Origin of the sequence: Legionella fallonii LLAP-10, assembly GCF_000953135.1 — a bacterium.
Taxonomy (GTDB): Bacteria; Pseudomonadota; Gammaproteobacteria; order Legionellales; family Legionellaceae; genus Legionella; species Legionella fallonii.
In genome coordinates this window covers 1-25,095 of record NZ_LN614828.1, presented here as the reverse complement: position 1 = coordinate 25,095, position 25,095 = coordinate 1, and the positions used below count along the sequence as shown (strand labels likewise).

The following is a 25,095-nucleotide window of genomic DNA, read 5'->3' as shown; positions in this document are numbered from 1 at the left end:
TTCCTGGATTAATTAGGGGCAACAGGAGTATACAGCGTGCGTAGCTGCACTAACACCTTTTGTAATTTTTGCCAATTGGTTTGTGTGCCTTCTTTATCCTTGTTATCGCCTGTTTTGTCAAGACGAGTGGCCAATTGGTCAACATAGCTTAAATTGTTTTGCAGTGTTTTTTTCTGCTCCTCCGATAAGTCCTTGCTTAATGCAGGTAACGCGTTGACTAAATCACGAATGGCAAACGCATGTTCGTGTATGGAGGTCAGCTGATTATCGGTTATCGCCTTCTCGATGGACGCAGCATGCTTATCTACAGCCTGCCAAATGGCTGGAATGGTTTTAGGAATGACTTCAGTTTGCTCTTCAGTCGGGTTAGCAAATACCTGGGAGTAGCCACAAACCATCAAAACACTGGCTATAAGCCCCAACCAAAAGTGTTTTTTTTGTTTCAAAGTACGGTGCATCATGTTTTTTCTCCTTGAGTAGTTTCATTAAAAGCAGTACGTTTTTCTCGCCACACTTCGATGGCGTTATACACGGTAGGCACTACAAACATATTTAAGACCGTCGATGTAAATAATCCACCTAAAAGCACCTGAGCCAAAGGACGCTCCAATTCTTTACCTGCAGGTGAGCCCCATAATAGAGGAAATAACCCCAGTGCGGCCGTTGCGGCAGTCATTAATACCGGCACCAAGCGGTCCATAGTGCCATCAAAAACCACTTGTTCTCGAGTTTTGCCCTGCAATCGTAATTGATTGTAATGACTCACCAAAATGATTCCGTTTCTCGCAGCAATACCAAACAAAGTAATAAAGCCGATCATAGCCGCCACACTCATCTCACCGCTGACCACAAACAACGAAATGACCCCACCAATGAGTGCTAAAGGCAAATTAAACATCACCAATAACGCTTCTCTAAAGGTGCCAAAGGCTTTATGCAGTAAAATCAGCATGATAAAAATCACCAATCCACCAAAGGCCAAAATAACTTTGGACGCTTGTTGCTGGCTTTCAAACTGGCCACCGTATTGAATAAAATAACCGGTGGGGAGTTTAATTTTTTGTTGTACTCGCTGTTGCACCTCAGTAATCACACTGCCTAAATCGCGGCCCTGCACATTAAAGCCAATGACTAACAAACGTTGCACCTTCTCACGATTAATGGCAAAAGGTTGCGGTTTCAATTCAATCTCAGCCACGGCGCGCAGGGGTATTTGCGCCGTGCTGTTTTCCCCCACCCCATGCGCATCAATGAGCATGTTTTGAATGGCTTTAACGCTATCACGTCCCGGTTTATCCATCCGCAGATATAAATCAAAGGTTCGTTGCCCCTCTAAAACACTGGATACACTGACGCCATTCAGCAGCACCTGCACGTCTTCAGAAATCTGCCCAACATTGACTCCATAACGCGCTGCTTTTTCGCGATCAAGCTTTATCACCAGCTGTGACACTTTAATCTGTTGCTCTTTATTCACATCCACCACCCCGGGTACTGATTTTAAAAGGGCCTCCATCGACTGCCCTAACTCATTGAGTGTGGATAAATTATCCCCAAAAATTTTAACGGCCACTTGAGCTCGAACGCCGGAAAGTACCTCATCCATGCGATGGGCGATGAATTGGCCCACGTTAAATACCGTGCCTGGAATATTGGCCAAATCCGCACGGATACGACGCAGCAGTTCATCCGGTGGCATGGATTTGTCTTTAGCAAAATCAAGGCGCACATCAAACTCACTGACATTAGGTGGCAAGGCATCCTCATCCAATTCACTGCGTCCTGCACGCTGCGCAATGGAAATCACTTGCGGGTAGCGAAGTAAAACCTTTTGCACCTGTTGGCCTAAACGCATGGATTCATCCAGTGAGGTTCCAGGCAAGGTACTCATTGCGACAATAAAGTTGCCCTCATGAAACTCCGGTAAAAAAGAAGTACCGAAAAAAGGAAGTAACGCCAAAGCAAAAATAAACGCAGACAGGCTTAGGGCGAGCACTAATTTGCAGTGCGATACGGACCATTGGAGTGCGTTTAAAAAATGTTTTTTTAGCCACAAGACAAAACGAGTTTCGGATTCAACCTCGTGATTCGTTTCGCGCTCAACCGTATAATGTCGCTCTTTTTGCGATAAGGCATGCAAACTGACTTCGGCATCGTGTTGTTTTTCTTGGCGATGTACCAGCAACAGGTAGCACAAAGCAGGTACCATGGTGATGGAGACCACCAGAGAACCTAATACGGAGGCAATGTAGGCAATGGCTAAAGGGCTAAAAATGCGCTCAGCAATGCCTGACAAAAAGAAGATGGGTAAAAAGACGAGACTAATAATCATCGTGGCATAAACCACCGAGCTTCGAATTTCAAGTACTGCATCAAAAACCACTTCAATGGTAGGTAAGGGATGAGCTTCCTGTCGATTAATCCGCAAGCGATGCACTACGTTTTCAACCGTAATGATGCCGTCATCAACCACTTCGCCAATGGCAATCGCCATACCACCTAAGGTCATGGAATTAATGCCAATGCCAAAATAATGCAGGACTAAAATACCAACCACGAATGAAACCGGCATGGACAAAAAAGTAATAAAAGAAGCACGCCAATTCATCAAAAAGACAAAAAGAATCGCAATGACAATCACCGCACCTTCAAGCAGGGCCCGTGTTAAATTGTGAATAGCGGATTCAATAAAATTGGCCTGGCGAAATACATTGGTTATTAAGGTTACATCAGCAGGCAGTGCTCTGTTAATTTCTGCAAGTGCCTTTTCTACTTTAGCTGTGGTCGTGACCGTATCGGCCCCATAGGCTTTAGAGACGGTACCAATCACGGCATTTTGGGTATTATAGCTCCCATCACCGCGTTTAATCTCACCACCAAAAGCAACGTGCGCAATATTATTAATGGTAATGGGTACACCATTACGAACAACAATCAACGTTTTTTTAATGTCGGCTAAGGATTGAATACGCCCCATGGTACCCACCACCATTTCAGTTCCTGCCTGATGCAAAAAAGCACCAGGCACATTTTGATTGGCAGAAGTCAAGGCTTGGCGTACCTCTTCCACGGTGATTCGATACGCTAACATGCGCTCGGGAATAAGACGGACTTGATATTGCTTGACCTCGCCACCAATAGATACCACAGAGGCCACGCCGCCTAGTGCCAAAATCCGTGGTCGAATAGTCCAGTCCGAAATAGTGCGCAGAGTTTCAGGGCTTGCAGTATCACTGACCAAAGCGTATTTAACCAACCATCCCACGGCAGAGGTAACCGGTAACATCACCGGCGAACCAACCCCTGGTGGCAAGCGATTAGTCACTTGCTGAATGCGTTCATTCACCAATTGGCGATTACGGTAGATGTCAGTTTGGTCATCAAATACGATCGTGATAGTAGAAAGACCCACGGACGTTTTAGAACGCACACTAACCACCCCAGGCGTGCCGTTAATTGCACTTTCCAAAGGATAGGTAATTAAGGTTTCCACATCCTGGGTTGCCATACCTGGGGCTTGAGTTTGCACCACCACTTGCGGTGGGGCAAATTCAGGAAATACATCCACAGGCATTTGTTTTAAGGTATAGCCACCTAACAAACACAAAACCAAGGTGAGTGCCAAAATTAAAAGACGATTATGCAAAGACCAGGCAATGAGGTGCGTAAACATTAATGGGGCTCCTCATGACCTAATCGGGATTTGCCACCGCTAGTTAAGGATAAGGTATACAGTTCCTGATTGCCTTGGATGACCACCTCATCACCGGGTACAAGTCCTTCTTTTATTTCCGTATAACTGTCGTCACTGGCACCAACACGCACATTCACCCGCTCATAGTTATTGCCTGTGCGTACAAAGACAAACGAGACATTATCCACCTCAAGAATCGCGTTGCTTGGTACAGTCAGTGCCGCATTGGCATAGCGTAAAACAAGATTAGCCCGCACAAACATACCTGGCTTTAATACGTTGTCTTGATTATCCAAGCGGATTTGGACATTAACGGTACGCGTTAAAGCGTCCAAATTGGGCTCAATGAGTGTCACTTTGCCTGGAAAAATCTGCTTGGGATAACTTAATGCATGAACATTAACCTTCTGCCCTACTTTAACGCGGCTTAAGTCTTCTTCATATACTTGCGCCACAACAAGCAACTGGTTCCGATTACTGACATGAAACAAAACGGTATTAGGCTCCACTGCCTGTCCCAAATTAACATTACGTGCATCAATAACCCCATCAATCGGGGATTTCACCGCCACACTAGGCGGTGGATTGCCAATTAAACGCGATTGCACCGTAGCCAAAGCCTGGTCTTTGACTACTTTATCGCCTAAATTGGCATTAATGGCCGTCACAGCCCCACTGATTCGTACACTGACATCGGCTTGAGCATCGGGCAACAACTGAATTTGGCCATTAAGAGTCAGCAATTCTGCCATAGGACGAGGGGTCGCATCAGCCACCTCAATACCCAACATTTGAGTTTGCTCCTTGGTCAATTGTACAGGTCCCGCTTTTCCCCCCTCATTGACCTCAATTTCATCCCCATGTGCACTTACTGAAGGTGCATTTAAGAAGAGGCACAAAACAATCGCCGCACTCAGTCCTGTTTTAATCTTTTGTTGCCAAGTCATAACCATTGTCATTCCTCTGATAGGCTAAATACGAACACAGTTCCTTGGGTTGATCTGTACCCATTGCAGTACATAATGCAACATACACCTGAAAATATTTCTCTAATGTATTTAAATAAGCATTCTGTAAATCATTTTGTTGGCGCTGAATTTGCAATACATTTAACAGTGAAATTTGACCATTCTGATAGGCATCTTGTGCCAACTTTATATTCTCAATACTTAAACGAAGGGAGGTGTTTTTGGCCTGCACAAGACTGGCGTGCAAGGCTTTAAGTTGCGCGTAATTGCTGGCTACTTCCGTTTCAATCGCAAGATTTAAAGCGCGTAGCGCCATGAGGGCTTGGGTTCCTGTGGCAGCTGCCTCAAGGATTCGCCCCTGATTGGCATTTAACAAAGGCAGGGGAATGGAAAGAGTGACCCCTAAAGTGCGATCGGCTGGCTGTGGTGGTCCATTTTCTATAACAATCTTATCTTGTTGAACGCCAAGACCCAAAGTCCAATCGGCAAAGCGTTGGGCTTTCGCAAGACGCCTGTCGGCATTGGCTCTACCCACCGCCAACCAAAGACTTTGTCGGTCAGGGCGATGCTGTAAAGCAAAGGACTGCAACGTTTGAAGTTTAAGGAGTTTGAGGTGGATTGGTGTCTCTAATTGGATCCTCAACGGTTGATTGGCTTTCCGACCGAGTAATTGATTCAAGGTAGCATATTGACTGATGCGAAGGCTGTGCAAAAGATGCTTGTCTTGCTCAATGCGCTGATATTCAATACGCGCCGAATTATCATCGAGCTTGGAAATTTCAGCAGCATGATAACGATCATGAATCACATTCACCAGCTCCCGATTAATACGCAGTAAATAATTGGCTTGTTGCAAGCGCTTCTCAGTAACCACAAGTGCATAAAAGGCAATAGCTACTTTAGCGCTTAACTGACGTTCCGCTTCTCGAATTTCAGCCCTGGCGCGTTCTACATCAATACGGGCTACCGTTTTTTGTTTGGCAATACGCCCAGAAATAGGAAACGCTTGGGTAAAGGCCGCGCTTCGAGAATATTCGCCTTCATTATTAAACAGTCTGTCGTCGTTATTCGACACATTAAAATTGGGGTTTGACCAAAGCCCTGCTTGCACTAATCGACCCGCGGCAATAGAGACATTGAAACGCGCTGCCCTTAAATCTTTGTTATGGTCTATAGCCAGCTGGGTTAGTTCCTTAAGGCTTACAGCAGGCTGAGCGATCACAACAAAAGAGCAAAACACAAGTATTAAAATGAGTAAACAACGCTCATTCACCCTGATTAAATGCTTCGCCTGCCCTAAAAAAATTCTTTTTAGGGGTAAGGAACAGGCTGGTATGAGTGGATAACCCCAAGAATCGTTCATACGTGTAACCACCGTAGGCGAAGTGCATTCCCAATGACGGATACCGAGCTCAATGACATGGCAGCAGCAGCAATAATTGGGCTCAAAAGCATCCCAGTCATAGGATACAAGACCCCTGCAGCAATGGGCACACCTAGTGCATTGTAAATAAATGCAAAAAACAGATTTTGGCGGATATTGCGCATCGTCGCTTGCGATAAACGCCTGGCCTTTAAAATGCCATTTAAATCACCACGCAATAAGGTAATCCCTGCACTTTCTATCGCCACATCCGTGCCCGTTCCCATGGCAATACCAATGTCGGCTTTGGCAAGTGCTGGCGCATCATTGACCCCGTCTCCTGCCATAGCAACAATGCGACCTTTAGCCTTCAATTCACCCACAATACGACTTTTATCTTCAGGCATGACTTCAGCCATCACGTGCTTTATGCCCAATTTAGCGGCAACTGCTTCACCGGTTTTTTTACTGTCCCCAGTCAGCATAAAAATTTCAATTCCATCCTCCTGAAGTTCACGAATGGCATCGGGTGTTGTGGCTTTAATCGGGTCTTCGACAGCCAAAATCGCAGCCGCTTTACCGTCCACCGCCATGAACATCACCGTAGCCCCTTCGGCCCGTAGCTTATCAGCTTTTGCCACTAACAGATTACTGTGAACACCAAGCTCTTGCATCAACTTGGCATTGCCGATGCCAATGGAACGTCCCTCGATTATTCCTGTCACCCCTTTGCCCGTCGGCGCATTAAATTCTGAAACAGGAGCTAAAGTCAGCTTTTTCTCTTTTGTTGCGGCCACAATGGCATTGGCCAGCGGATGCTCACTGTTGCTTTCTAATGCCGCAGCCAAAGCCAATGCCTCATCTTCTTCAAACTCATCGGCCGTGATAATTTGTGTCAGCTTTGGATGTCCTTCAGTTAATGTACCCGTTTTATCAACCACTAAAGTATTCACTTTCTCCATGTGCTCCAACGCTTCTGCATTTTTTATCAGTACTCCATTTCTCGCCCCAAGTCCAACTCCGACCATAATCGACATCGGAGTGGCAAGGCCCAAGGCACAAGGACAGGCGATAATGAGCACCGAAACTGCCGCGATGAGCCCGTAGCTGAATGCGGGTTGCGGGCCATAGAGTACCCAGACACTAAAGGACACCACTGCAATCAAAATAACAATAGGCACAAACCAAGAAGACACAGTATCAGCCAAACGCTGGATTGGGGCGCGACTTCGTTGTGCCTCACTCACCATCTGTACAATGCGCGCCAGCATCGTGTCACTGCCAATATGCAAGGCTTTCATGACAAAACTACCGGTCTGATTTATTGTCGCACCAATGACTTTGCTACCCACATCCTTAGCTACAGGCATAGGTTCACCAGTAACCATCGATTCATCTACATGACTATGACCATCTTGTACTTCGCCATCAACCGGTATTTTCTCACCAGGCCGTACGCGCAGCAAATCCCCTTCATGGACTGCATCAAGTGATACTTCCTCTTCGCTACCGTCTTCCCTCAAACGATGTGCACTCTCAGGGGCTAGTTTCAGTAAGGCACGAATCGCACTACCCGTTTGTTCGCGCGCTTTGAGTTCCAACACTTGTCCTAACAAAACCAAAGTAGTAATCACTGCAGCTGCTTCAAAGTAAACGGCCACCACGCCTTCTTTACGAAAGACTGCTGGGAATAGTTGTGGGAATAAGGTGGCCACTAAGCTGTAAACCCAAGCTACACCGATACCCATGGCAATCAAGGTAAACATATTCAGACGCGTCTTTAGCGATTGAAATGCCCGCTCAAAGAAAGGCCAACCTCCCCACAAAACAACAGGAGTTGCCAGCACCATCTGCATCCACGTGGATTGACTTGCAGAGAGGTGAGATATTCTTCCATGCCCACTCATTTCAAGAATAAAAACAGGTAGAGTCAAAATGAGGGAGACCCAAAAACGACGGCGCATATCCCGATATTCAGGACTAACTTCCTCCATGATTGTCGCAGTAACTGGCTCCAGAGTCATGCCACAAATCGGGCAGTTACCTGGATGAGATTGGCGAATTTCTGGGTGCATGGGGCAAGTGTAAATCACCTCGCCACCTTCGTTAGAAGAAGCAGGCTTTCCTTGATGCGTGTCTTGCTTGGAATGACAACACTTATGGTTCTTTGCGCCTTCAGTGGGTTTTGCATTATCCTGTTCGTGTGGCATAGTTCACCTATTCGTATTTTTTGAGTAGTTCCATAATCTCATGGATGCGTTCCACCCTGAGTGATTCATCCTGACAGCAAGAAGCATCGGCAATGCACTCAATGATATGGGTTTCAAGCACACTAAGCTCTATGGATTTAATGGCGTTTCGAACAGCACGCAACTGAGACAAAATATCAACACAATACTGTTCCTGTTCAATCATGCGCTTAATACCTTGAAGCTGGCCCACAGCACGGTTGATGCGAGAACGCTCTTTGGTATGTGAAGAATGGTCTGGCATAGCTTACCTTTAATAATTCCCACCGAAACATTCGCTAAACAGGAGTATCCAAACATGAATCATATGGCCGATTGAGCGAATGGATGCACTATTAAGAATTCTAAATAGTTCCCATTATGTATCGCTTCACCCAATCTCTGTCAAGTCATACCCTGGGGGGTATAATGAATAACCCTTTGTTTCGATAATAGTTTATCCAGCATGAGCTTGTAACTTGCACTATACTCAATAAAAAAGGACTCATCATGATGAAATTAACGTTCCTAGGCGCCACAGAAACTGTAACGGGCTCTAAGTACTTAGTTGAGGCAGACCATAATAAAATCTTAGTGGATTGTGGGTTATTTCAAGGGTATAAGGAGCTTCGCCTTCGCAATTGGACATCACTACCTATTAACCCCTCATCCATTAACGCAGTACTTCTTACTCATGCACACATCGATCACACCGGTTATTTACCCTTATTAGTAAAAAATGGCTTCTCTGGTCCTATTTACTGCACACCCGGTACCAAAGATTTATGTGCCATCCTTTTGCCCGATAGTGGTCATTTGCAAGAAGAAGAAGCCAAAAATGCCAACAAGTACGGCTATTCCAAACATCATCCGGCCCTACCTCTTTATACAATCCAGGATGCAGAAACGGCGTTAAAACAATTCCGAACCAAACTCTACAATACCCTTTTTGATCCTTTTAAAGACATGGAGGTTCAATTCATCCGTGCAGGTCATATTATTGGCTCATCCTTTGTTCGCATGAAGAACCATAATACGTCCCTTTTATTTACTGGCGACATGGGAAGGCCTCATGATTGTGTCATGCAAGCGCCAAGCCTCATTGAAGACATTGATTATCTGGTGATTGAATCAACCTATGGGAATCGCCTCCACGACAAGACTCCTCCTACAGAGCTTTTAAAAAACATCATTAATAAAACCGTGCGACGAGGGGGTTCCATCATTATTCCAGCCTTTGCCGTGGCGCGCGCCCAAAGCATACTCCATTACATCGCACTATTAAAACAAGAGCAATCCATCCCGGATATTCCTGTATATCTCGATAGCCCCATGGCCATCAATGCAACCCATATTCTGTGTCACCATCAAGAAGACCACCGTCTGTCGGAACAGGAATGTAAAAACCTGTGTGACACGGCAACCTACATCAGGACCCCTGAGGAATCCAAACAACTCGATAGCAATCAATTTCCCAAAATCATCATTTCGGCCAGCGGCATGGCAACAGGAGGTCGTATTTTATTTCATTTAAAAGCCTATGCCCCTCACCATGAGAACACCATCCTTTTTGCCGGCTACCAAGCAGGTGGAACGCGTGGTGCCCGTATGATTCAAGGTGAGACGGAAATTAAAATACACGGGCAGATGGTTCCTGTTAAAGCACAGGTTGAATCCTTAAGTAACCTCTCGGCCCATGCAGATTATGAAGAGCTCCTGCACTGGTTAAGCCATTTTCGTAAACCGCCTAAAAAAGTTTTTATTACCCATGGCGAACCCCAAGCGGCAACTTCATTAAAGGCGAAAATAGAACAGCAATTTGGCTGGACCTGTGTGGTTCCTCACTACCAACAAACGGAAGAGCTCACGTGAACACCACTCATGCAGCATTAACACTCACCCATATAGGGATTAACTCGTCAAAAATGGCGATTATTTACATGCGCGAAGACTGTCACATCTGTCGCTCAGAAGGGTTTGTGGCCGAGGCCCGCGTAGAAGTCACACTCAATAACCAAACCATCATCGCCACCATCAATACCACTGAGATGACATCAAATTTACTCAAACCAGGCGAGGCAAGCCTCTCGAGCTATGCTTGGGATTTGCTCTCAGCAAAGATAGGCGATAAAATTTCTATTGCCCACCCAAAGCCACTTGACTCATTAAGCTCTATTCGCTCCAAACTTTATGGGAATAAATTAAAAACAGAAGAAATTAACCACATTGTGGCTGATGTCGTGACAGGACAACTCTCCGATGTTCAGATTGCTATGTTTCTTGCAGGAAGTGCGGGAAGTCGATTGAGCACCAATGAAATCCTTGATTTAACGAACGCCATGGTACAAACCGGAAAGAAATTGCACTGGCCCTCACCGTTTATTGTGGATAAGCACTGTGTTGGTGGCTTACCCGGCAATCGCACTACCTTAATTGTAGTTCCTATAGTTGCAGCCTTTGGACTCATGATGCCCAAAACCTCCTCCAGAGCCATAACCTCACCCGCAGGAACAGCCGACACCATGGAGGTTTTTGCGCCCGTTAATTTAGACATCAAAACCATGCAAAAAGTAGTGGAGCAAGAACATGGGTGCATTGCTTGGGGTGGTGCCGTTGCTTTAAGCCCTGCGGATGATTTACTCATTCGCATTGAACGTTCCATCGATTTAGACAGCGAAGGACAAATGGTGGCTTCCATTCTCTCTAAAAAAATTGCCGCAGGTTCGACCCACATTGTCATTGACATTCCCATTGGTCCTACGGCAAAAGTAAGGACGATGGAACAAGCAACAGCGTTAAAAAATACCTTAGAGCGTATTGCCAAAGAATTTTCCATCCAACTCAATAGTGTTTTTACAGATGGAACCCAACCCGTTGGTCGTGGCATCGGGCCTGCTCTTGAAGCAAGGGATGTATTTTCTGTGCTTTCTTGTCACCCCTCAGCACCTCAAGATTTACGAGACCGTGCCTTAACCCTGGCAGGACACCTACTCGAATTTTCTCCCGAAGTTGTATCCGGTACGGGCAAACAACTGGCAGAATCCCTATTGAATAGCGGAAAAGCATTAACAAAATTCGAAGCAATTTGCCAAGCCCAAGGTGGATTTTTTGATATTCCGTCCGCACCCTACACCCAAACCATTGAATCCACACAAACAGGCAAGGTTACGAGCATTGATAATCGCTTAATTGCCCGTCTTGCAAAACTAGCCGGGGCACCCAAATCAAAAGCAGCGGGAGTTGAACTCTTAGCGCCTTTAAACACTAATGTAGAAAAAGGCCAACCTTTACTCATTGTTCATGCAGAAACTCAAGGTGAGCTTGATTATGCCTTGGCGTTTCATCGACAAGGGCATCCTGTTATCCATATTGAGGAATCCCCATGAAGCCAACACCAATCCTCTTTTCCCTGTTTGGCAGCGACCATTTTGCCAAGGCGATGCAGCCGCAACTGGGGTATGAAATGGGCAATATCACACTGCACCAATTTCCCGACGATGAAACCGTGATTAACATCAAATCTTCAGTGAACGACAAAGACGTCATCATGATTGCTGATTTAACCCATCCCAATGGCAAAATACTGCCTCTTCTCTTCGCTGCTGAAACAGCCAAAGAATTAGGAGCAAAAAAAATAGGTCTCATCGCACCCTATCTTGTTTATATGCGCCAGGATAAACGCTTTCAACCCGGAGACAGTATTACCTCTCATTATTTTGCAACATTGATTTCGAATTATTTTGATGGGCTGATGACCATTGACCCTCATCTTCATCGTTGGCATGCTTTAAATGATATTTATTCCATCCCAACAATTGCACTGCATGCAACTAAGCCCATTGCAGCTTGGATTAAAGCTAATGTACCTGATGCATTGCTTATTGGACCCGATGCTGAAAGCGCGCAATGGGTTTCAGATATTGCTCAAAGAATTAAAGCACCCTTTTTAATTCTGGAAAAACAAAGAAAAGGTGATAATCTCGTTGAAATATCCATTCCACAAATTGACTTATATCAAAACCATACACCCATCTTAGTCGATGATATTATTTCAACCGCAGCCACCCTGATTAAAACAGTCAATCATTTAAAATCACTCCATATGAAGCCTCCTATTTGTATTGGAGTACATGCGCTGTTTGCAGGAAACGCCTATGAGGACTTACAAAAATCAGGAGTCAAGCAAATCATCACCTGCAATACCATTGCGCATGCCTCGAATGCAATTGATGTAACGGATTTGATGATTGAAGCAATGGATGATTTATTTAAGACTTAAGGAGATAAGATGGAGGACGCCATTGAATCCATAAAACAGTATATGCGAGCAGCCAATTACCTCTCTGCCGCGCAAATTTATTTAATGAACAATTGCTTACTGGAACAACCACTTACCTTTGCAGACATCAAACCACGCTTATTGGGTCACTGGGGTACTTGCCCAGGCATTAATTTCATCTATGCTCATCTTAATTATCTTATTAAAAAACACAAATCATCCATCCTTTTTGTGCTTGGTCCAGGTCATGGTTATGCAGCGCTACAAGCCAATCTTTTTATTGAGGGGACTCTAAAAAAATACTATCCAGAAGCAACACATACCGAACAAGGAATAGCTTACCTTATTAAAAATTTTTGCTGGCCTTATGGTTTTCCAAGCCACAGCAACCCTGGAACTCCTGGTGTTATTTTGGAAGGAGGTGAATTGGGTTATTCACTCGCTACAGCTTATGGTGCTGCACTTGATAATCCTAATCTTATTGTCGCTTGTGTTATTGGCGACGGTGAAGCTGAAACAGGACCAACAGCCACAGCCTGGCATTTGAATAAATTCATTGATCCTGCGACTAATGGTGCCGTTCTTCCTATTCTTCACCTAAATGGATACAAAATCTCTGGCCCAACCCTTTTTGGCCGAATGAGCAATAAAGAATTGAAATCACTCTTTTATGGCTACGGCTATCAGCCATTTATTGTTGAAGGTCAAGCCATTCATCAAAAAATGATGGGTGCGCTTGATCAGTGTTATCAAACCATTCGAGCCATCCAAGAATCAGCTCGCAAGGGCAACCTAAAAACACCGCCAAGACTTCCAATGATGATTTTAAAAACCTTAAAAGGCTGGACGGGAATTAAAACCTTACATGGCCAAAAAATTGAAGGCAATTGCCTTTCTCATCAGGTAGTCGTCACACAAGCCAAGACTGATCGTTCAGAACTACGACTTCTAGAGCAATGGCTTCGGTCTTATCATTTTGAAACCCTGTTTAATAAAGAAAATGGATTTAACGAACACATTCGCTCTCTCGTTCCTGATAGTAAGTTATGCATGGGTAATAGCAGACATGCCTTTGGAGGCAAACCGCAAGTCAAAGCGCTTAAGCTTCCTACCATCGAACACATTGCAGAAGACGCAACCACTCCAGGAACAATAGGCTCAAGCAGCATGCGATGTACTGGAATTTATTTAAATGAACTGTGTCAATTCAATACAATTCATCGTAATTTTCGTCTCTTCTCCCCTGATGAAACCTACTCCAATAAGCTCGATAAAATTTTTGAAACTACTCAGCGCGCCAATGTGCAATTGAAAAAAGCATGGGATAAGGATATAAGCTCCGATGGACGAGTCATTGAGATGTTAAGTGAGCATGCTCTTCAAGGACTCATGCAAGGTTATGTGTTAACTGGTCGTCATGCGATTTTTGCCTCTTACGAAGCTTTTATTCAAATCGTCTCCAGCATGACGGATCAATACATGAAATTTTTACAAATTGCCCGCAACATTCCCTGGCGAGGAGACATCCCCTCTTTGAATTATATTTTAACTTCTTCAGGATGGCGGCAAGAACATAATGGATTTTCGCATCAAAATCCTGGTTTTATATCAAATCTTCTACAAAAACACGGCTGTTTTACGCGTGCCTTTTTTCCACCGGATGCCACTACTATGCTGGTGGTTTTAGAGCGTTGCCTTACCTCCTGTAATGCAGTCAACGTGATTGTTGCAGGTAAAACACTAGAGCCCCGCTGGCTAACGCCAGAATTAGCAAGAAAAGAACTTGAGCAGGGTCTGATGATTTGGGATTTCGCAAGCGACCTTAACCCAGATATTGTCCTTGCAGCAGCAGGAGACTATTTAACCAAAGAAGCCCTTGCAGCCATTACTTTGATTCAAGAGGACATGCCATCCATTAAAATTCGTTTTGTTAATATTCTTGAGCTTTCCGCTTTAGGCTTTGGAAATTCTGATTGTTCTTTTTCAAAAAACAATTTTAATGACTATTTCACAGAAAATAAGCCTGTCATTTTTAATTTTCACGGTTACCCTTCTGTCCTGCAGCAGTTATTATTTACGATGGGCGACACCAGTAGATTTCACATTCATGGTTATGTGGAAAATGGCTCTACAACGACTCCTTTTGATATGCATATTAGAAATAAAACCAGTCGATGGCATCTTGCCAAAGAAGTATTCTCCCTTATGGCAGAACAAAAAGTTATTCCTCAGCAGGATAGTGCAGCGCTTAATAAGAAATATGATAATAAGCTCTCAGAGCATCGTGTCTATATTAAAAAACACGGTATCGACCCCGATGAAATAGAACAATGGCAGTGGAAATAAAGTCATTTAATGTGAGTAGGAAAATATCGATAAAGGTGAGAATGGTGAATTATAAGTGCAAAACAAGCCCACAAAGGCGTATATGAATAATTCAAATAAAATAATGGTATCCATGAAGAAATATGTTTGGGTATTATATTTCCTTAAACGCGATCCCAGAGTTAATTGGAAAGCTAAATTAGTTGTATTTATAACTCTCGCTTATGCATTAAGCCCAATTGATTTAATTCCTGATTTCATTCCTATTTTAGGATTACTCGATGATTTAATCATTATCCCTTTAGGAATTTACTTAGCTATTAAACTAATACCTCAAGAAGCTTGGAATGACTGAAATCGGCTTGCAGAGATTTCTATTGATAAGGGTAAATTATTACCCAAAAACTGGGTGGTTGCGTCAATTATTGTGTTCTTATGGGTAATAGTTATCGCGCTAGTTGCTAAATGGCTATGGCATTTTTTTCCTACTCAATGGCCAAACCTTATTTGACCTACACTTTATTCGCTTCGCTCATTCTGTATATAAAATTCATGCAGTTTTTCCTGCAATAGCTTTTTGTCCGGCATTGAATTTTATATTCCGCAATCAGTGCGGGAGAAACTGTTCTATTTAAAGAGTATTCAACCCACCCCATTATCTTTGCTCGCACAAAGAAGAACACCCATTGCAGGATTTTCATGTGGTTTTCTGGCGTCACGATCTAATGCTTCCAAATAAAATGATAATTTCCCAAGATATTCGGGTTCAAAACGCCCTACTTTTAAGCAACGAGACAATTCAATCCCCTATGAAAAAATAATAAATCCAGAAAAAATCTCGCCCCAATTCAATAAAAAAATCTTTAAGCTTTGTAAGTAAACCTTGATGCAAATCTGATTCACTGTGACCATCAGGTAGTCCTAGAAACTCCACCATATACGTATCTTTAAATATACCAATAGCACTTAGATGAGACTGGGTTAATGTCATAGATGCTTTTTGCTGGGCTTAGGACTGTTCTCTTGAACAAAGCTGATTTAAATTGCCTTTCTAGCTCTCTTTTGCTCCACTGTTCATTCCCCTGGTCAGCCATTTTAATCTGAAGGCTGCACCTATTCAAACACAGTCTTCAAAACAAAATATCGACATCTATACTACAGCAAATATCGCAGCCCCATGGATAGGTTCAGGCAAAAATGGAGGTTCTTTTTTTATTGCATAAAACCCATTAATACTTGGCCTAACTCCATCAAACGATTCCTGCACCTCATCGGATTGATACACATTCATTTGTTCCAGGCGAATAATCTGTTGTTCCTGTCTGTCTAAAAGCTTGCGATACCTCTGATTACTTTCTTCTAGTTGTTTTGTAACCACTGAAAGTTTGTGTTCGGCCTCACAAATTCGGTCTGCTACCTCAACAAAGCTTTTCTCTTTATTGTTTAAAAATTCCTCCAATCTTTTTTGAAAAGCAGCCCGCTGTTCTTTGTCTTGAATCACTATGTTAGAAAATGTTTTCACTGTTCCACTTAAGACAAGTCCAACAGCCCTCGCCTGCTCCACTTCTTTCCCCATTTTTTCTTTAATGTCATCAAGTTCTTTTATTTTATCAGACAACTGATTTTGATTTTCTTTATACGCCTTTACAACCTGCTCCAATTCTTTTTGAGTGTTTTCTAAAGCTTGTGACTGCCCCTCTATAGAGCCTTTAAGCGTTTTGGCAGTAAGTTCGAGTTCAATCTGAGTTGCACGCAGTGCTTTTTCGGTATCAGTAAGCTCATTAATTTGTGACTTTAATGATTTAATCTGTTCAGAAAATTGTTCGATATTCACAGTCAGGCGCGTATTTTTTTTCTGGAATGCATCAATTTCAATGGCCAGTTGTTCGCGTAAGAGCTCTAAAATTGAAATAACCGAGTCCAGCAGATCAGCAAGACTTGAAATTCCTGCCTTTAAACCTTCGATATTATCTGTATTTTGACTCTGATGATTTTCAAGAAGGATGTGGCTTGCCGTATAAACAATCCCAGTAACAATACTGAGCGTAATAAGGGCTACAAGATTTGCCATGAGTCCAATCATCAAAAGAGGTACGGTGAGCACTACACCTGCGGTAATTTTTTGCCACAAAGGGATTTCGTTCCAAAAGCTGGCAGCCCGAGATAATAGACTTGGGTTTTGATTCATCGCCTGAATTAATTGATTCAGATCTGCTTTAATTTTTTGTATTTTATTTTGAGTAGTTACAATCTTCTCAAAACGTTCTTTATCTTTTTTTGTTTTTTGATTGAGGTCGTCCTGCTCCATGTTTTCTGACTGATGGAGTGAAGACACCAACTCAAGTTCCAGTTTTTGATACGTCATGATTCTTCCTTACAATGAGTGAGTCATCCACTTTTTAAAATGCTAAACAGTGTCACATGATTATCAGGCTAATCTTAAAATAAACATGGTGACGGGAAATCTTTTAAATTATTGAGTTAATTACCAGTACCTTTTACGTATTGGATTGAGATGTAATTAAAGTTTTTGTGGTAAGGTCTAACAACCCTAAAGATAAGGTCTTACGGTTGCTCATTGAAGGGTGAAATAGATTTTTAATATTTAGAATGTTACTCATTACCACGTTTCCTTAATTTGGTTTGAAACAACAATCAACCGAGCGCCTTTCCTGGAGCGGTTAAATCTTGATCATTCTATCGAATAATTTGTGTTCAGTCATTCTTTTTTTAGTGACTCAATAGTCTTAATGGTGCTGTAGATATAAGGTTACCTGAACGGATGCTTTTTGGATCCCACCAGCCACCTAAAGGTTCATTTTCATCAAAATACTCATGCACTTTTTCAAAGGAATATTGGGATAATTGTTCATATTCTGATTGGGGTAACAGCATGTAGTGCTCTTCGTCATCGATAATAGAGTTCAGCATCGTTCCAACCAGGCGACATTCATGCCATTTTGCACGGGTAGCGCGGTTTGATTTAAGATAATTACTCTACTTCTATTCAAAAAAATGGCATTCAAAGCACGCATTACCAACTGAGCTTCCCTTTTAATATCGAATCTATCTATGTTTAATGATTATTGAATATACAGAGTTATTCTAAACGCGTTTTAATAGCGCTTAATGAAACGACGTTTTTATGCAACTAAAACCATTGGTTATAGTCAAAACAACGCTTAAAACTAAAATATGGAAGTTGATTTTTTTACTTAAGTGGATAAAAATTGACTTTCAGTGATGTTTTGCTAAAAGCTGATCCTTTAAACAAGAAATCATCCAAACAAAGTCACTTTAGTAATTGCTTTTATCTCTTTCTGTTTTCTAACTACCACTTAATTTAGATGTATGGACCAATACATGATTATCAGCCAGCTTTTCAGATTGGAATTTACAAGATCATCTGAAGGCACTTACTTGTCCTGTATTGGCAACTCATGGTGACAGGGATGAATATAGATCAACTGCGTTTCCAAAGTTTATCGTTAACCATGTGAACTATTTTTCAAAAATGATTATTGTTAATGATTGTGGTCATACGCCCCACAAGGAGTACCCTAATTTGATAAAAAATACAATAGAGCAGTTTGCAAAAATGTGGATATCCAAACCTAAAGCTAGTTAAAAACGCTTATGATATTCGCTAATCAACTACTCTCTTTTGTTGATTATCATAATAAGCCAATTAACTTCACTAGCAGAATTCACTTCGATAATACCCCCATTCAGCATTAATTTTTGCTGAAACATTTGTAGTAAATTGTTGCGATTGACAAGCGTTTCACTCTTCGCACTTTTCATGTGGTTTTGTTAGAAGTGGGACTTGTTATGCCCTCCCATAAAACCACACCATTTAATAATTCATATGAATTACAGAATTCATTCATTTGTTTATTGTTTAAAATCAATAACTTATAAAAAATGTCCCCGGGGGACAATTTATTTATTTTATGATTTATAGTAACAATTACGTGAAATTAAAAGCATTTGTTCAAACAGAAACCAGATTAATTTCTAATTAAAATTTCACTCAGTAACTACTCTAAAAACAATTTAGATCACCAATAGCTCATGGAAAAAAACCTATTAATTTACATTTGCAAATAATTAAATCTCATTCTTTTAGTACATTAGTAATTAATTTTTTTAAAATTTAATTACATCAAGTATAAAATTATTAGAAACAGGCATTTATATTATCAAAATAATGAGATGCCAATAGCAGCTTGAGAAAAGTCTATGATTAAATTAGTTATTAAAAATCATTAAACAGCAAACCTTTACAAAAAACACACCACCGAAAATCCACTTATCAATTTCAATAGAAGCATTAATACCATTTTGCTCATCCCTAATACCAGTTATCATTTCGAATGCCAAAGAGAATGTCAAACAGAATTAATAGAGTCACTCATTAAAGGGATGAATGACACGAGTTAAAGTACTATCAACTTAACTTTGGCCAAGCTGAGATCAGTATATTGGGAGATTACAATGCCTTAAAGGAAACCGAAAAGATAACGTTACCCTGTAGAGCTAATTAGTATAGCAGTATGGAGCTATCACCGTTTTTAACAACAGCTATCGAGACGTATCTAAGAATTATTATATCGTGGCATTGAGGTTAGCTATGAAACGATACGTCAATGGCGATTTAAGTTTAACTCTTACTTTAAGGGTGTGATTAAGAAGATGATGGCCTAAACCTTCTGATAAATGCATATGGATGAGCGACAGTTTAGCAACAATGACTAGGTGTATTATTTATGGCGTGCCATAAATGAAGAGGGGCATGAGCTAGATGTGTTCTTGCAAAATCACCGTAACAAAAAATCGGCGATTCGCGTCCTATTTTGTCTATTGTGCCCTATACCAAGCCGCGAGCGATTGTGGTAGGAAAATTAAAAGCCATTCGAAGCTATTTAGCAAATGAGCAAGGGCGCACCTTGCATCGCTCGCATAATGAGCCCAATAAGCAGATCGAAAATACCCATAAGCCGCACGAAGAAAAAAAGCCTAATTCATTTCAAATCACCAGTCAGTGCAAAGATCATCCGAGATCTCATGGAAAAAAACAGAAATCTGTTCGCCGTGCCCGTAGGACAACACCAACTCGGAGACACAATAGAGAGTCCAATTCAAAAAAACAATAGAACTTGGACAATTAGCAGCATGATTCTTTGCGCCTAAAATTCGACACTCACCGCCTTCTTGCATTAACAAAAGTCAAGTTGGCGATATCATGACATTCAACAAAAAACGAGAAAAATATCAAAGAAAATTCCGAGATAATGTATTTTAAAATTCATTATGTAAATAGCCCTCATAATATCTAAAATTTCCAGGGCAAAATACAGTTATCTAACCTAACATTTACTGCATAAAGGTCTATATAAAAAAATAAAATATCCCATAAAGGTACACCATCACCATATACCTACACCATAAAGCCCCATAAAGCTACACATATAATAAAAACAAGTGATTAACCCCATATTTCTACACACAAAAACTCATATACCTACACTATACATCCCAAATATATACACAATGAAAATGTAATAAATAATTAAAAATCAATTGGTTACAGATAAGTCGTGTAAGGAAGTTATGAAAAGAAGAAAAAAGATATATATTTTCTTTTTTTAAAAAAACTTGAATAGTACAAATTACCGCTTGCAAATTGATTTCACTAAAGTTACTCTAAAAAAGTAATAGTACAAAACACCTTATTCTAAAAAAGGGAGGACGGATGAAAGTAATTACAACAGCTGGAAACAAAGGAGGTATTGGTAAATCAACCATTGCACTCACTCTTGCACAGTATCTAGCTAAATGTAAAAACATGAAAGGGGCATTCATTGATCTGGATCCGCAAGGAAATTCCTCGTCTAGCTTGATTCCAACTACCAGAGATCCTGCTCACCCAACCGGTTATATGCCTAAAGCCCATCCTGAATGGGATCCAAATAACTTACCAGAAGATGATCCACATTGGGATGGTGTTAGTAGTATTGCAGACATATTCATAGGAAAATCTATTTATCCATATCCAACCTGGGTTGACAATTTAGATTGTTTCCCTTCTTTTGCTTCATTACTAGAAGATGCACAACGTGTTTTAAAAGTTGATGTAAAAGAAAAAGTTATAAATCGCCTTAAAGAATTTACCGAAATGCTATCAACTCATAGTGATTATCAATTTGTTATTATCGATACGAATCCACAATTTGGCCCACTAACAATGGCCGGATTGCGCGCAGCAAGCCATGGTCTATTGCCAACTGAACTTGAACAATATGGTATTAATGGAACCATAGGAATGATTCAGGCGATTTCACAAGAGCAACTTAGAAGAGTAAAGGACGATACTATCAAAATAGCTGGAATTTTACCTAACCAAGTGCGTAAAACAGCAGTACATACGAAGTTTCTTAATGATTTGCGCTCAATAGAAAAATCAGAAGAATGGCTGTTACCTCCTATAGCTCAAAGAACCATTTATTCCGAATTGGTAGTAGAAGATGCAAAACCTAATTGTGTATTTAATCTACCACAAACACATCTAGCGAGAGTTGAAAGTGAAAAATGGTGCTCTTATGTATATGACAGGGTATTTCATAATGTATACAACAAAATAGAGGAAAAGGAGGCTTCTTATGGTTAATAAATTCAAATTAAATCCTGTCAAAACGGAAGCTATATCGAGATCATTAGCAATTGCTAATGATTATGCAGGGGAGCTATCAATAGAAGTATTGTCCTTGGATAAAATAGAACTTGATCCAGAAAACAATCGTGAGCTAGCACTAACTCTTCATGATGCTATGAATGGAATAGAACCTTCGGATCCTGACTACGCAAAAAAGAAAAATGATTGGAAGTCACTTGAATCATTGGCGAAAACTATATTGGATGATCAATTAATTAATCCCATATTTGTATACAGATTTGGGAACAAATGTCGTTTAATTGCTGGCGAACGTAGAACATTAGCCTCAGCAATTGCTGGTAAAAAAGAAATTATAGCAAGAATCGCAAGTCAACGACCTGTTGGTACAAAGTTAAGAGTTCTACAGTGGATTGAAAATAATGAACGAGTAGACTTATCTTTAGCTGAAAGAGTTGCGAGTATTGAGGCTATTGTTAAGGAATATTTAAACGAAAATAAAGAAATAAATGATAACGAGAAAATAACATCAAAAATTTTAAGTGACTTAACGGGAATGTCCATAACACAATCTCGAAGATATATTCTGATTTTGCAAGCAAGTTCAGAAATAAAACAGGCGATTGCTGAAGGAAAAATAGAGAATATAAAATTAATTGAATTAATTATTTCAGTTGAAAATGCAGAGCATCAACAAGTTCTTTTAAAGGCAGCTATAGAAAATTTATCTTTTGATGCAATTGTTAAATTAAAAAAAGAACTTGAAGTTTCCTTAGTTACAAAAAAAGAAATAAGAGGGCGTAAACAAATAAATGTTAGTTTAGGTAAGGTAAAACCAAATATTGCAAAAATTATCTTTGATGCCTTAGTTTCAAGCAGCATTTTACACGAGAACATTGTCGAGCAAATGAATACGATAAGCAATAATGTCCAATGGAATAATGGTAAATCGGTTGAGGAATGCTTTAAAAAAATACTTCCTCTAATTGCTCAGGAAATGTGATTAAAATGAATAAATTGAAACTCAATAATAATGAAGACGACAAGAAAATTATTACATTTACTATTAATAAAGAAATCAAAGAGTCGCTCAGAGAAATTCTGTTAAATTCTGAAAAATATAATTTAAAAAAGAAAACTGATTGGGTGAATGAAGCCATAATAATGTTGAAGGAAAATCCTGATTACAAAGAAATGGTGCTTAATGCAGAAGGGAATAGTGAAAACTTTGTATTTGATAAAATTTACATGACATTTGAGCAACGATGTTTTTTTTCTGATATGAGAAATGAAGTTGTAAAGGAATATCCTGATATAAGAGGCCCTCAAGCTGCCATAATCCGCGCTGCTATTTTGAGTAGAATAATGAGGAAAAAATAAGAAAAAAGGCCAAACGGAGTGGAACCGGTAATGTTCGCTGAAAAAATAATACGCAAACATGTCGCAATTATTCATGCATACTCGTTAATGAGTGTCTTGCAACGAAAAATTGTTAATGTGTTTTTGTATGAAGCAATAAAAGGAGATGGCCGCATACATAACCATCAAAACTCGGTTGCTGTTGAATGTAACATGCCTTTTTCTAAGCTGTTAAAAGCAGTTAAATTTAACAGTAATAATACTCAATATCTAAAAGAGTCTATTGATGGGTTGGCATCATTAAAAATACAATGGAATTTATTGAAAGATAAGGTGCCTACAGACATTTCTTTTTTAAACTTACGAGTGTTACATGGCGCACCCACATTTTATCAAAATAATACCATCAATTTTTCTTTTCATAAAATCATGCTTGATTTATTAGTTAATCCATCTATATACGGTACTATCGACGTTGATCTGCAGTCTGAATTTGAATCGAAATACGGTCATGCTCTCTATGAAAATAGTACACGGTTTATTAATTTGCAAAAGAATAAAATTATTCCATTAGATACCTTCAGAAAAATTTTAGGAGTTCCTGAAGATAAATATCCAAGCATGCGGGAGCTTACGAGAAATGTTATTTCACCCTCGTTAGAAGAGGTTAATGATCGAGCTAATTTTGCTGTTAGTTTGGAACCAATAAGAATTGGTAGAAAAATTACTGGATTCGAAGTATTAGTTAACAACAAAAAAAATATATCAACATCAGAAGTCAGTCGCATTGAAAATGATAAGATACATAAAGAAATAAAAACAATTTTTGGTACATTAAGCCAATCAATATTAGAAAATATTATAAATAATTATTCAGAAGAATACATCCAAGAGAAAATTAACTATACCAAGAAATATGCAAAAAAAGAGAGCACAGGCTTTTATCCTATTCCATATTTTATTAGTGCTTTAAAATACGATTATAAATTCAAAGAGGAGGCTAAGCCTGAAGGTTCTCACGAAAAAGAATCTGATGAAGAAATTGAATGGAAAAAGAAATTATTTGTTTTACAGGCAGAATTCAATCATTGGGAAAAACTATTTGGCTATACTAAACCTGGAGATAATCAAGAGCATGTTAAAAAAATGCAAAAATTTGTTTTGGAGGCCCAAGAAAAATTAAACCAACATTACTTAGAAAAGCCAACTAAAATGGAGACGGTTTAATATGAAATTTCCTGCATTTGAGCCAATTAATCTAAAAAATGATATCCAATCTTTGGAAGCAATCGATCTGCGTTTATCAAAAATTTATCCAGATAAAAATCAAGCGAGGAAATTTTTTAGCGATATTTCACTAGAAGAGCTGGCTTCGTCAATTCGGCAACATGGGATTATACAGCCTATTCTTGTCAAAGAAATGGATCCTAATAAAAATGAATATCAAATTATTGCAGGTGAACGGCGTTGGCGTGCGGCTAAAATAGCTGGATTAGAAAAAATACCTGCCATCATTCGAAAATATGATAATGCAAATGGGATGGCGGTTTCTTTAATTGAAAATATTCAAAGAGAAGATTTAAACCCATTGGAAGAGGCACAAGCTATAAAGAGATTAATAGATGAGTGTTGTATGACTCATGGTGAAGTTGCTGAAACTTTAGGCAGATCACGAACAACAGTTACTAATCTTCTTAGATTGCTTACTCTTACAGATGAAGTAAAAGAAATGCTAAAAACAGGCTTATTAGAAATGGGGCATGCTAGAGCCTTATTAAGTCTGTCGAGTGCACAACAAGAAGATGTTGCAAAAATAGTTATCAATAAGTCTTTATCAGTTAGGGAAACTGAACAATTGGTTCAACGCTCAAATATGCCAAAAGATAGGCAAGAGTTTTTTCTTTCTCCCCAATTTGAGCAAAGAAAGAAAGAGTGGATAGCACAATTATCAAAAAAACTTTCATCTACGGTTAGCATGCATTTTAATTATGGTGGCAAAGGGAAAGTAGTTATAAGTTTTGATTCTTTAGAAGAAGCAGACTGGCTGATGTCGCATCTTAAGGTGGAAGGGTAATGCTATTTTTTATAGGTGGATAATTATATGGAAAATCTTAAGTTGTTACCTTGGGTGTTGAGTTATAATTTTATTGGTGTTTCGATACAAGATAATTTGTTTTAATTTAGTGCGTTGGCGTGATTTTTGTGG

The 25,095-nt window shown here is 40.2% G+C and carries 18 protein-coding genes and 2 pseudogenes; 11 read left to right on the top strand and 9 right to left on the bottom strand.

Annotation, left to right across the window (positions count from 1 at the left end; all coding sequences use genetic code 11):
• Window positions 1-8 precede the first annotated feature (8 nt).
• Genes LFA_RS17555 through LFA_RS17530 form a run of 6 tightly spaced genes read right to left on the bottom strand, consistent with a single transcriptional unit; the run spans window position 9 to window position 8,518 of the window.
• On the bottom strand, window positions 9-461 hold the full coding sequence (locus LFA_RS17555; RefSeq protein ID WP_045097754.1) for a hypothetical protein: 453 nt from the start codon (window positions 459-461) through the stop codon (window positions 9-11).
• Entirely contained in the window at window positions 458-3,673 is a 3,216-nt protein-coding gene (locus LFA_RS17550; protein WP_045097753.1) for an efflux RND transporter permease subunit, read from the bottom strand. The genes LFA_RS17555 and LFA_RS17550 overlap by 4 nt, the downstream gene beginning before the upstream one ends.
• On the bottom strand, window positions 3,673-4,641 hold the full coding sequence (locus LFA_RS17545; RefSeq protein WP_084602261.1) for an efflux RND transporter periplasmic adaptor subunit: 969 nt from the start codon (window positions 4,639-4,641) through the stop codon (window positions 3,673-3,675). Before LFA_RS17545 ends, LFA_RS17550 begins: the two co-directional genes overlap by 1 nt.
• On the bottom strand, window positions 4,619-6,025 hold the full coding sequence (locus LFA_RS17540; protein ID WP_084602251.1) for a TolC family protein: 1,407 nt from the start codon (window positions 6,023-6,025) through the stop codon (window positions 4,619-4,621). Before LFA_RS17540 ends, LFA_RS17545 begins: the two co-directional genes overlap by 23 nt.
• Window positions 6,022-8,235 (bottom strand): copper-transporting P-type ATPase, encoded by a 2,214-nt coding sequence (locus tag LFA_RS17535; RefSeq protein WP_045097752.1) that lies wholly within the window; start codon window positions 8,233-8,235, stop codon window positions 6,022-6,024. The genes LFA_RS17540 and LFA_RS17535 overlap by 4 nt, the downstream gene beginning before the upstream one ends.
• 7 nt (window positions 8,236-8,242) lie before the next feature.
• On the bottom strand, window positions 8,243-8,518 hold the full coding sequence (locus LFA_RS17530; RefSeq protein ID WP_045097751.1) for a metal-sensitive transcriptional regulator: 276 nt from the start codon (window positions 8,516-8,518) through the stop codon (window positions 8,243-8,245).
• Window positions 8,519-8,766: 248 nt separating this feature from the next.
• Between LFA_RS17530 and LFA_RS17525 the strand changes: the two genes are divergently transcribed.
• The 5 genes and pseudogenes from LFA_RS17525 to LFA_RS19970 all read left to right on the top strand — a co-directional run.
• The gene (locus tag LFA_RS17525; RefSeq protein WP_045097930.1) at window positions 8,767-10,125 is read left to right on the top strand and encodes an MBL fold metallo-hydrolase RNA specificity domain-containing protein; all 1,359 of its coding nucleotides are present in this window, start codon (window positions 8,767-8,769) and stop codon (window positions 10,123-10,125) included.
• The gene (locus tag LFA_RS17520; protein ID WP_045097750.1) at window positions 10,122-11,639 is read left to right on the top strand and encodes a thymidine phosphorylase family protein; all 1,518 of its coding nucleotides are present in this window, start codon (window positions 10,122-10,124) and stop codon (window positions 11,637-11,639) included. The genes LFA_RS17525 and LFA_RS17520 overlap by 4 nt, the downstream gene beginning before the upstream one ends.
• Window positions 11,636-12,532, top strand: a complete 897-nt coding sequence (locus tag LFA_RS17515) for a ribose-phosphate pyrophosphokinase (RefSeq protein ID WP_045097749.1) — start codon at window positions 11,636-11,638, stop codon at window positions 12,530-12,532. The genes LFA_RS17520 and LFA_RS17515 overlap by 4 nt, the downstream gene beginning before the upstream one ends.
• A 9-nt stretch (window positions 12,533-12,541) precedes the next feature.
• The gene (locus LFA_RS17510) at window positions 12,542-14,878 is read left to right on the top strand and encodes a phosphoketolase family protein (RefSeq protein ID WP_045097748.1); all 2,337 of its coding nucleotides are present in this window, start codon (window positions 12,542-12,544) and stop codon (window positions 14,876-14,878) included.
• 82 nt (window positions 14,879-14,960) lie between these two features.
• Window positions 14,961-15,209: pseudogene (locus LFA_RS19970) on the top strand (YkvA family protein); the annotation flags it as partial.
• Between the two features lie 167 nt (window positions 15,210-15,376).
• Here LFA_RS19970 and LFA_RS20510 read toward each other — a convergent pair.
• The 3 genes and pseudogenes from LFA_RS20510 to LFA_RS19965 all read right to left on the bottom strand — a co-directional run.
• A pseudogene (locus tag LFA_RS20510) lies at window positions 15,377-15,957 on the bottom strand (PDDEXK nuclease domain-containing protein); the annotation flags it as partial.
• A 50-nt stretch (window positions 15,958-16,007) separates the two neighbouring features.
• Window positions 16,008-17,222: a LegC2/C7 family Dot/Icm T4SS effector gene (locus tag LFA_RS17495; protein WP_045097747.1), complete on the bottom strand. Its 1,215-nt coding sequence runs from the start codon at window positions 17,220-17,222 to the stop codon at window positions 16,008-16,010.
• Window positions 17,223-17,587: 365 nt separating this feature from the next.
• A complete protein-coding gene (locus LFA_RS19965; protein ID WP_157010448.1) occupies window positions 17,588-17,788 on the bottom strand; it encodes a hypothetical protein in 201 nt (66 codons plus the stop codon).
• Between the two features lie 1,827 nt (window positions 17,789-19,615).
• Between LFA_RS19965 and LFA_RS20685 the strand changes: the two genes are divergently transcribed.
• The 6 genes from LFA_RS20685 to LFA_RS17465 all read left to right on the top strand — a co-directional run bounded on the left by LFA_RS20685 (window position 19,616) and on the right by LFA_RS17465 (window position 24,963).
• Window positions 19,616-19,756, top strand: a complete 141-nt coding sequence (locus LFA_RS20685) for a DDE-type integrase/transposase/recombinase (RefSeq protein ID WP_157010447.1) — start codon at window positions 19,616-19,618, stop codon at window positions 19,754-19,756.
• 856 nt (window positions 19,757-20,612) lie between these two features.
• Window positions 20,613-21,527, top strand: a complete 915-nt coding sequence (locus LFA_RS17485; RefSeq protein WP_045097745.1) for a ParA family protein — start codon at window positions 20,613-20,615, stop codon at window positions 21,525-21,527.
• Entirely contained in the window at window positions 21,520-22,533 is a 1,014-nt protein-coding gene (locus LFA_RS17480; RefSeq protein WP_045097744.1) for a ParB/RepB/Spo0J family partition protein, read from the top strand. The genes LFA_RS17485 and LFA_RS17480 overlap by 8 nt, the downstream gene beginning before the upstream one ends.
• A gap of 5 nt (window positions 22,534-22,538) precedes the next feature.
• Complete coding sequence (locus tag LFA_RS17475; RefSeq protein ID WP_045097743.1) at window positions 22,539-22,910, top strand: hypothetical protein; 372 nt, start codon at window positions 22,539-22,541, stop codon at window positions 22,908-22,910.
• 30 nt (window positions 22,911-22,940) lie between these two features.
• On the top strand, window positions 22,941-24,116 hold the full coding sequence (locus LFA_RS17470) for a replication initiation protein (protein ID WP_045097742.1): 1,176 nt from the start codon (window positions 22,941-22,943) through the stop codon (window positions 24,114-24,116).
• A gap of 1 nt (window position 24,117) precedes the next feature.
• Complete coding sequence (locus LFA_RS17465) at window positions 24,118-24,963, top strand: ParB/RepB/Spo0J family partition protein (RefSeq protein ID WP_045097741.1); 846 nt, start codon at window positions 24,118-24,120, stop codon at window positions 24,961-24,963.
• The last annotated feature ends 132 nt before the right edge of the window (window positions 24,964-25,095 follow it).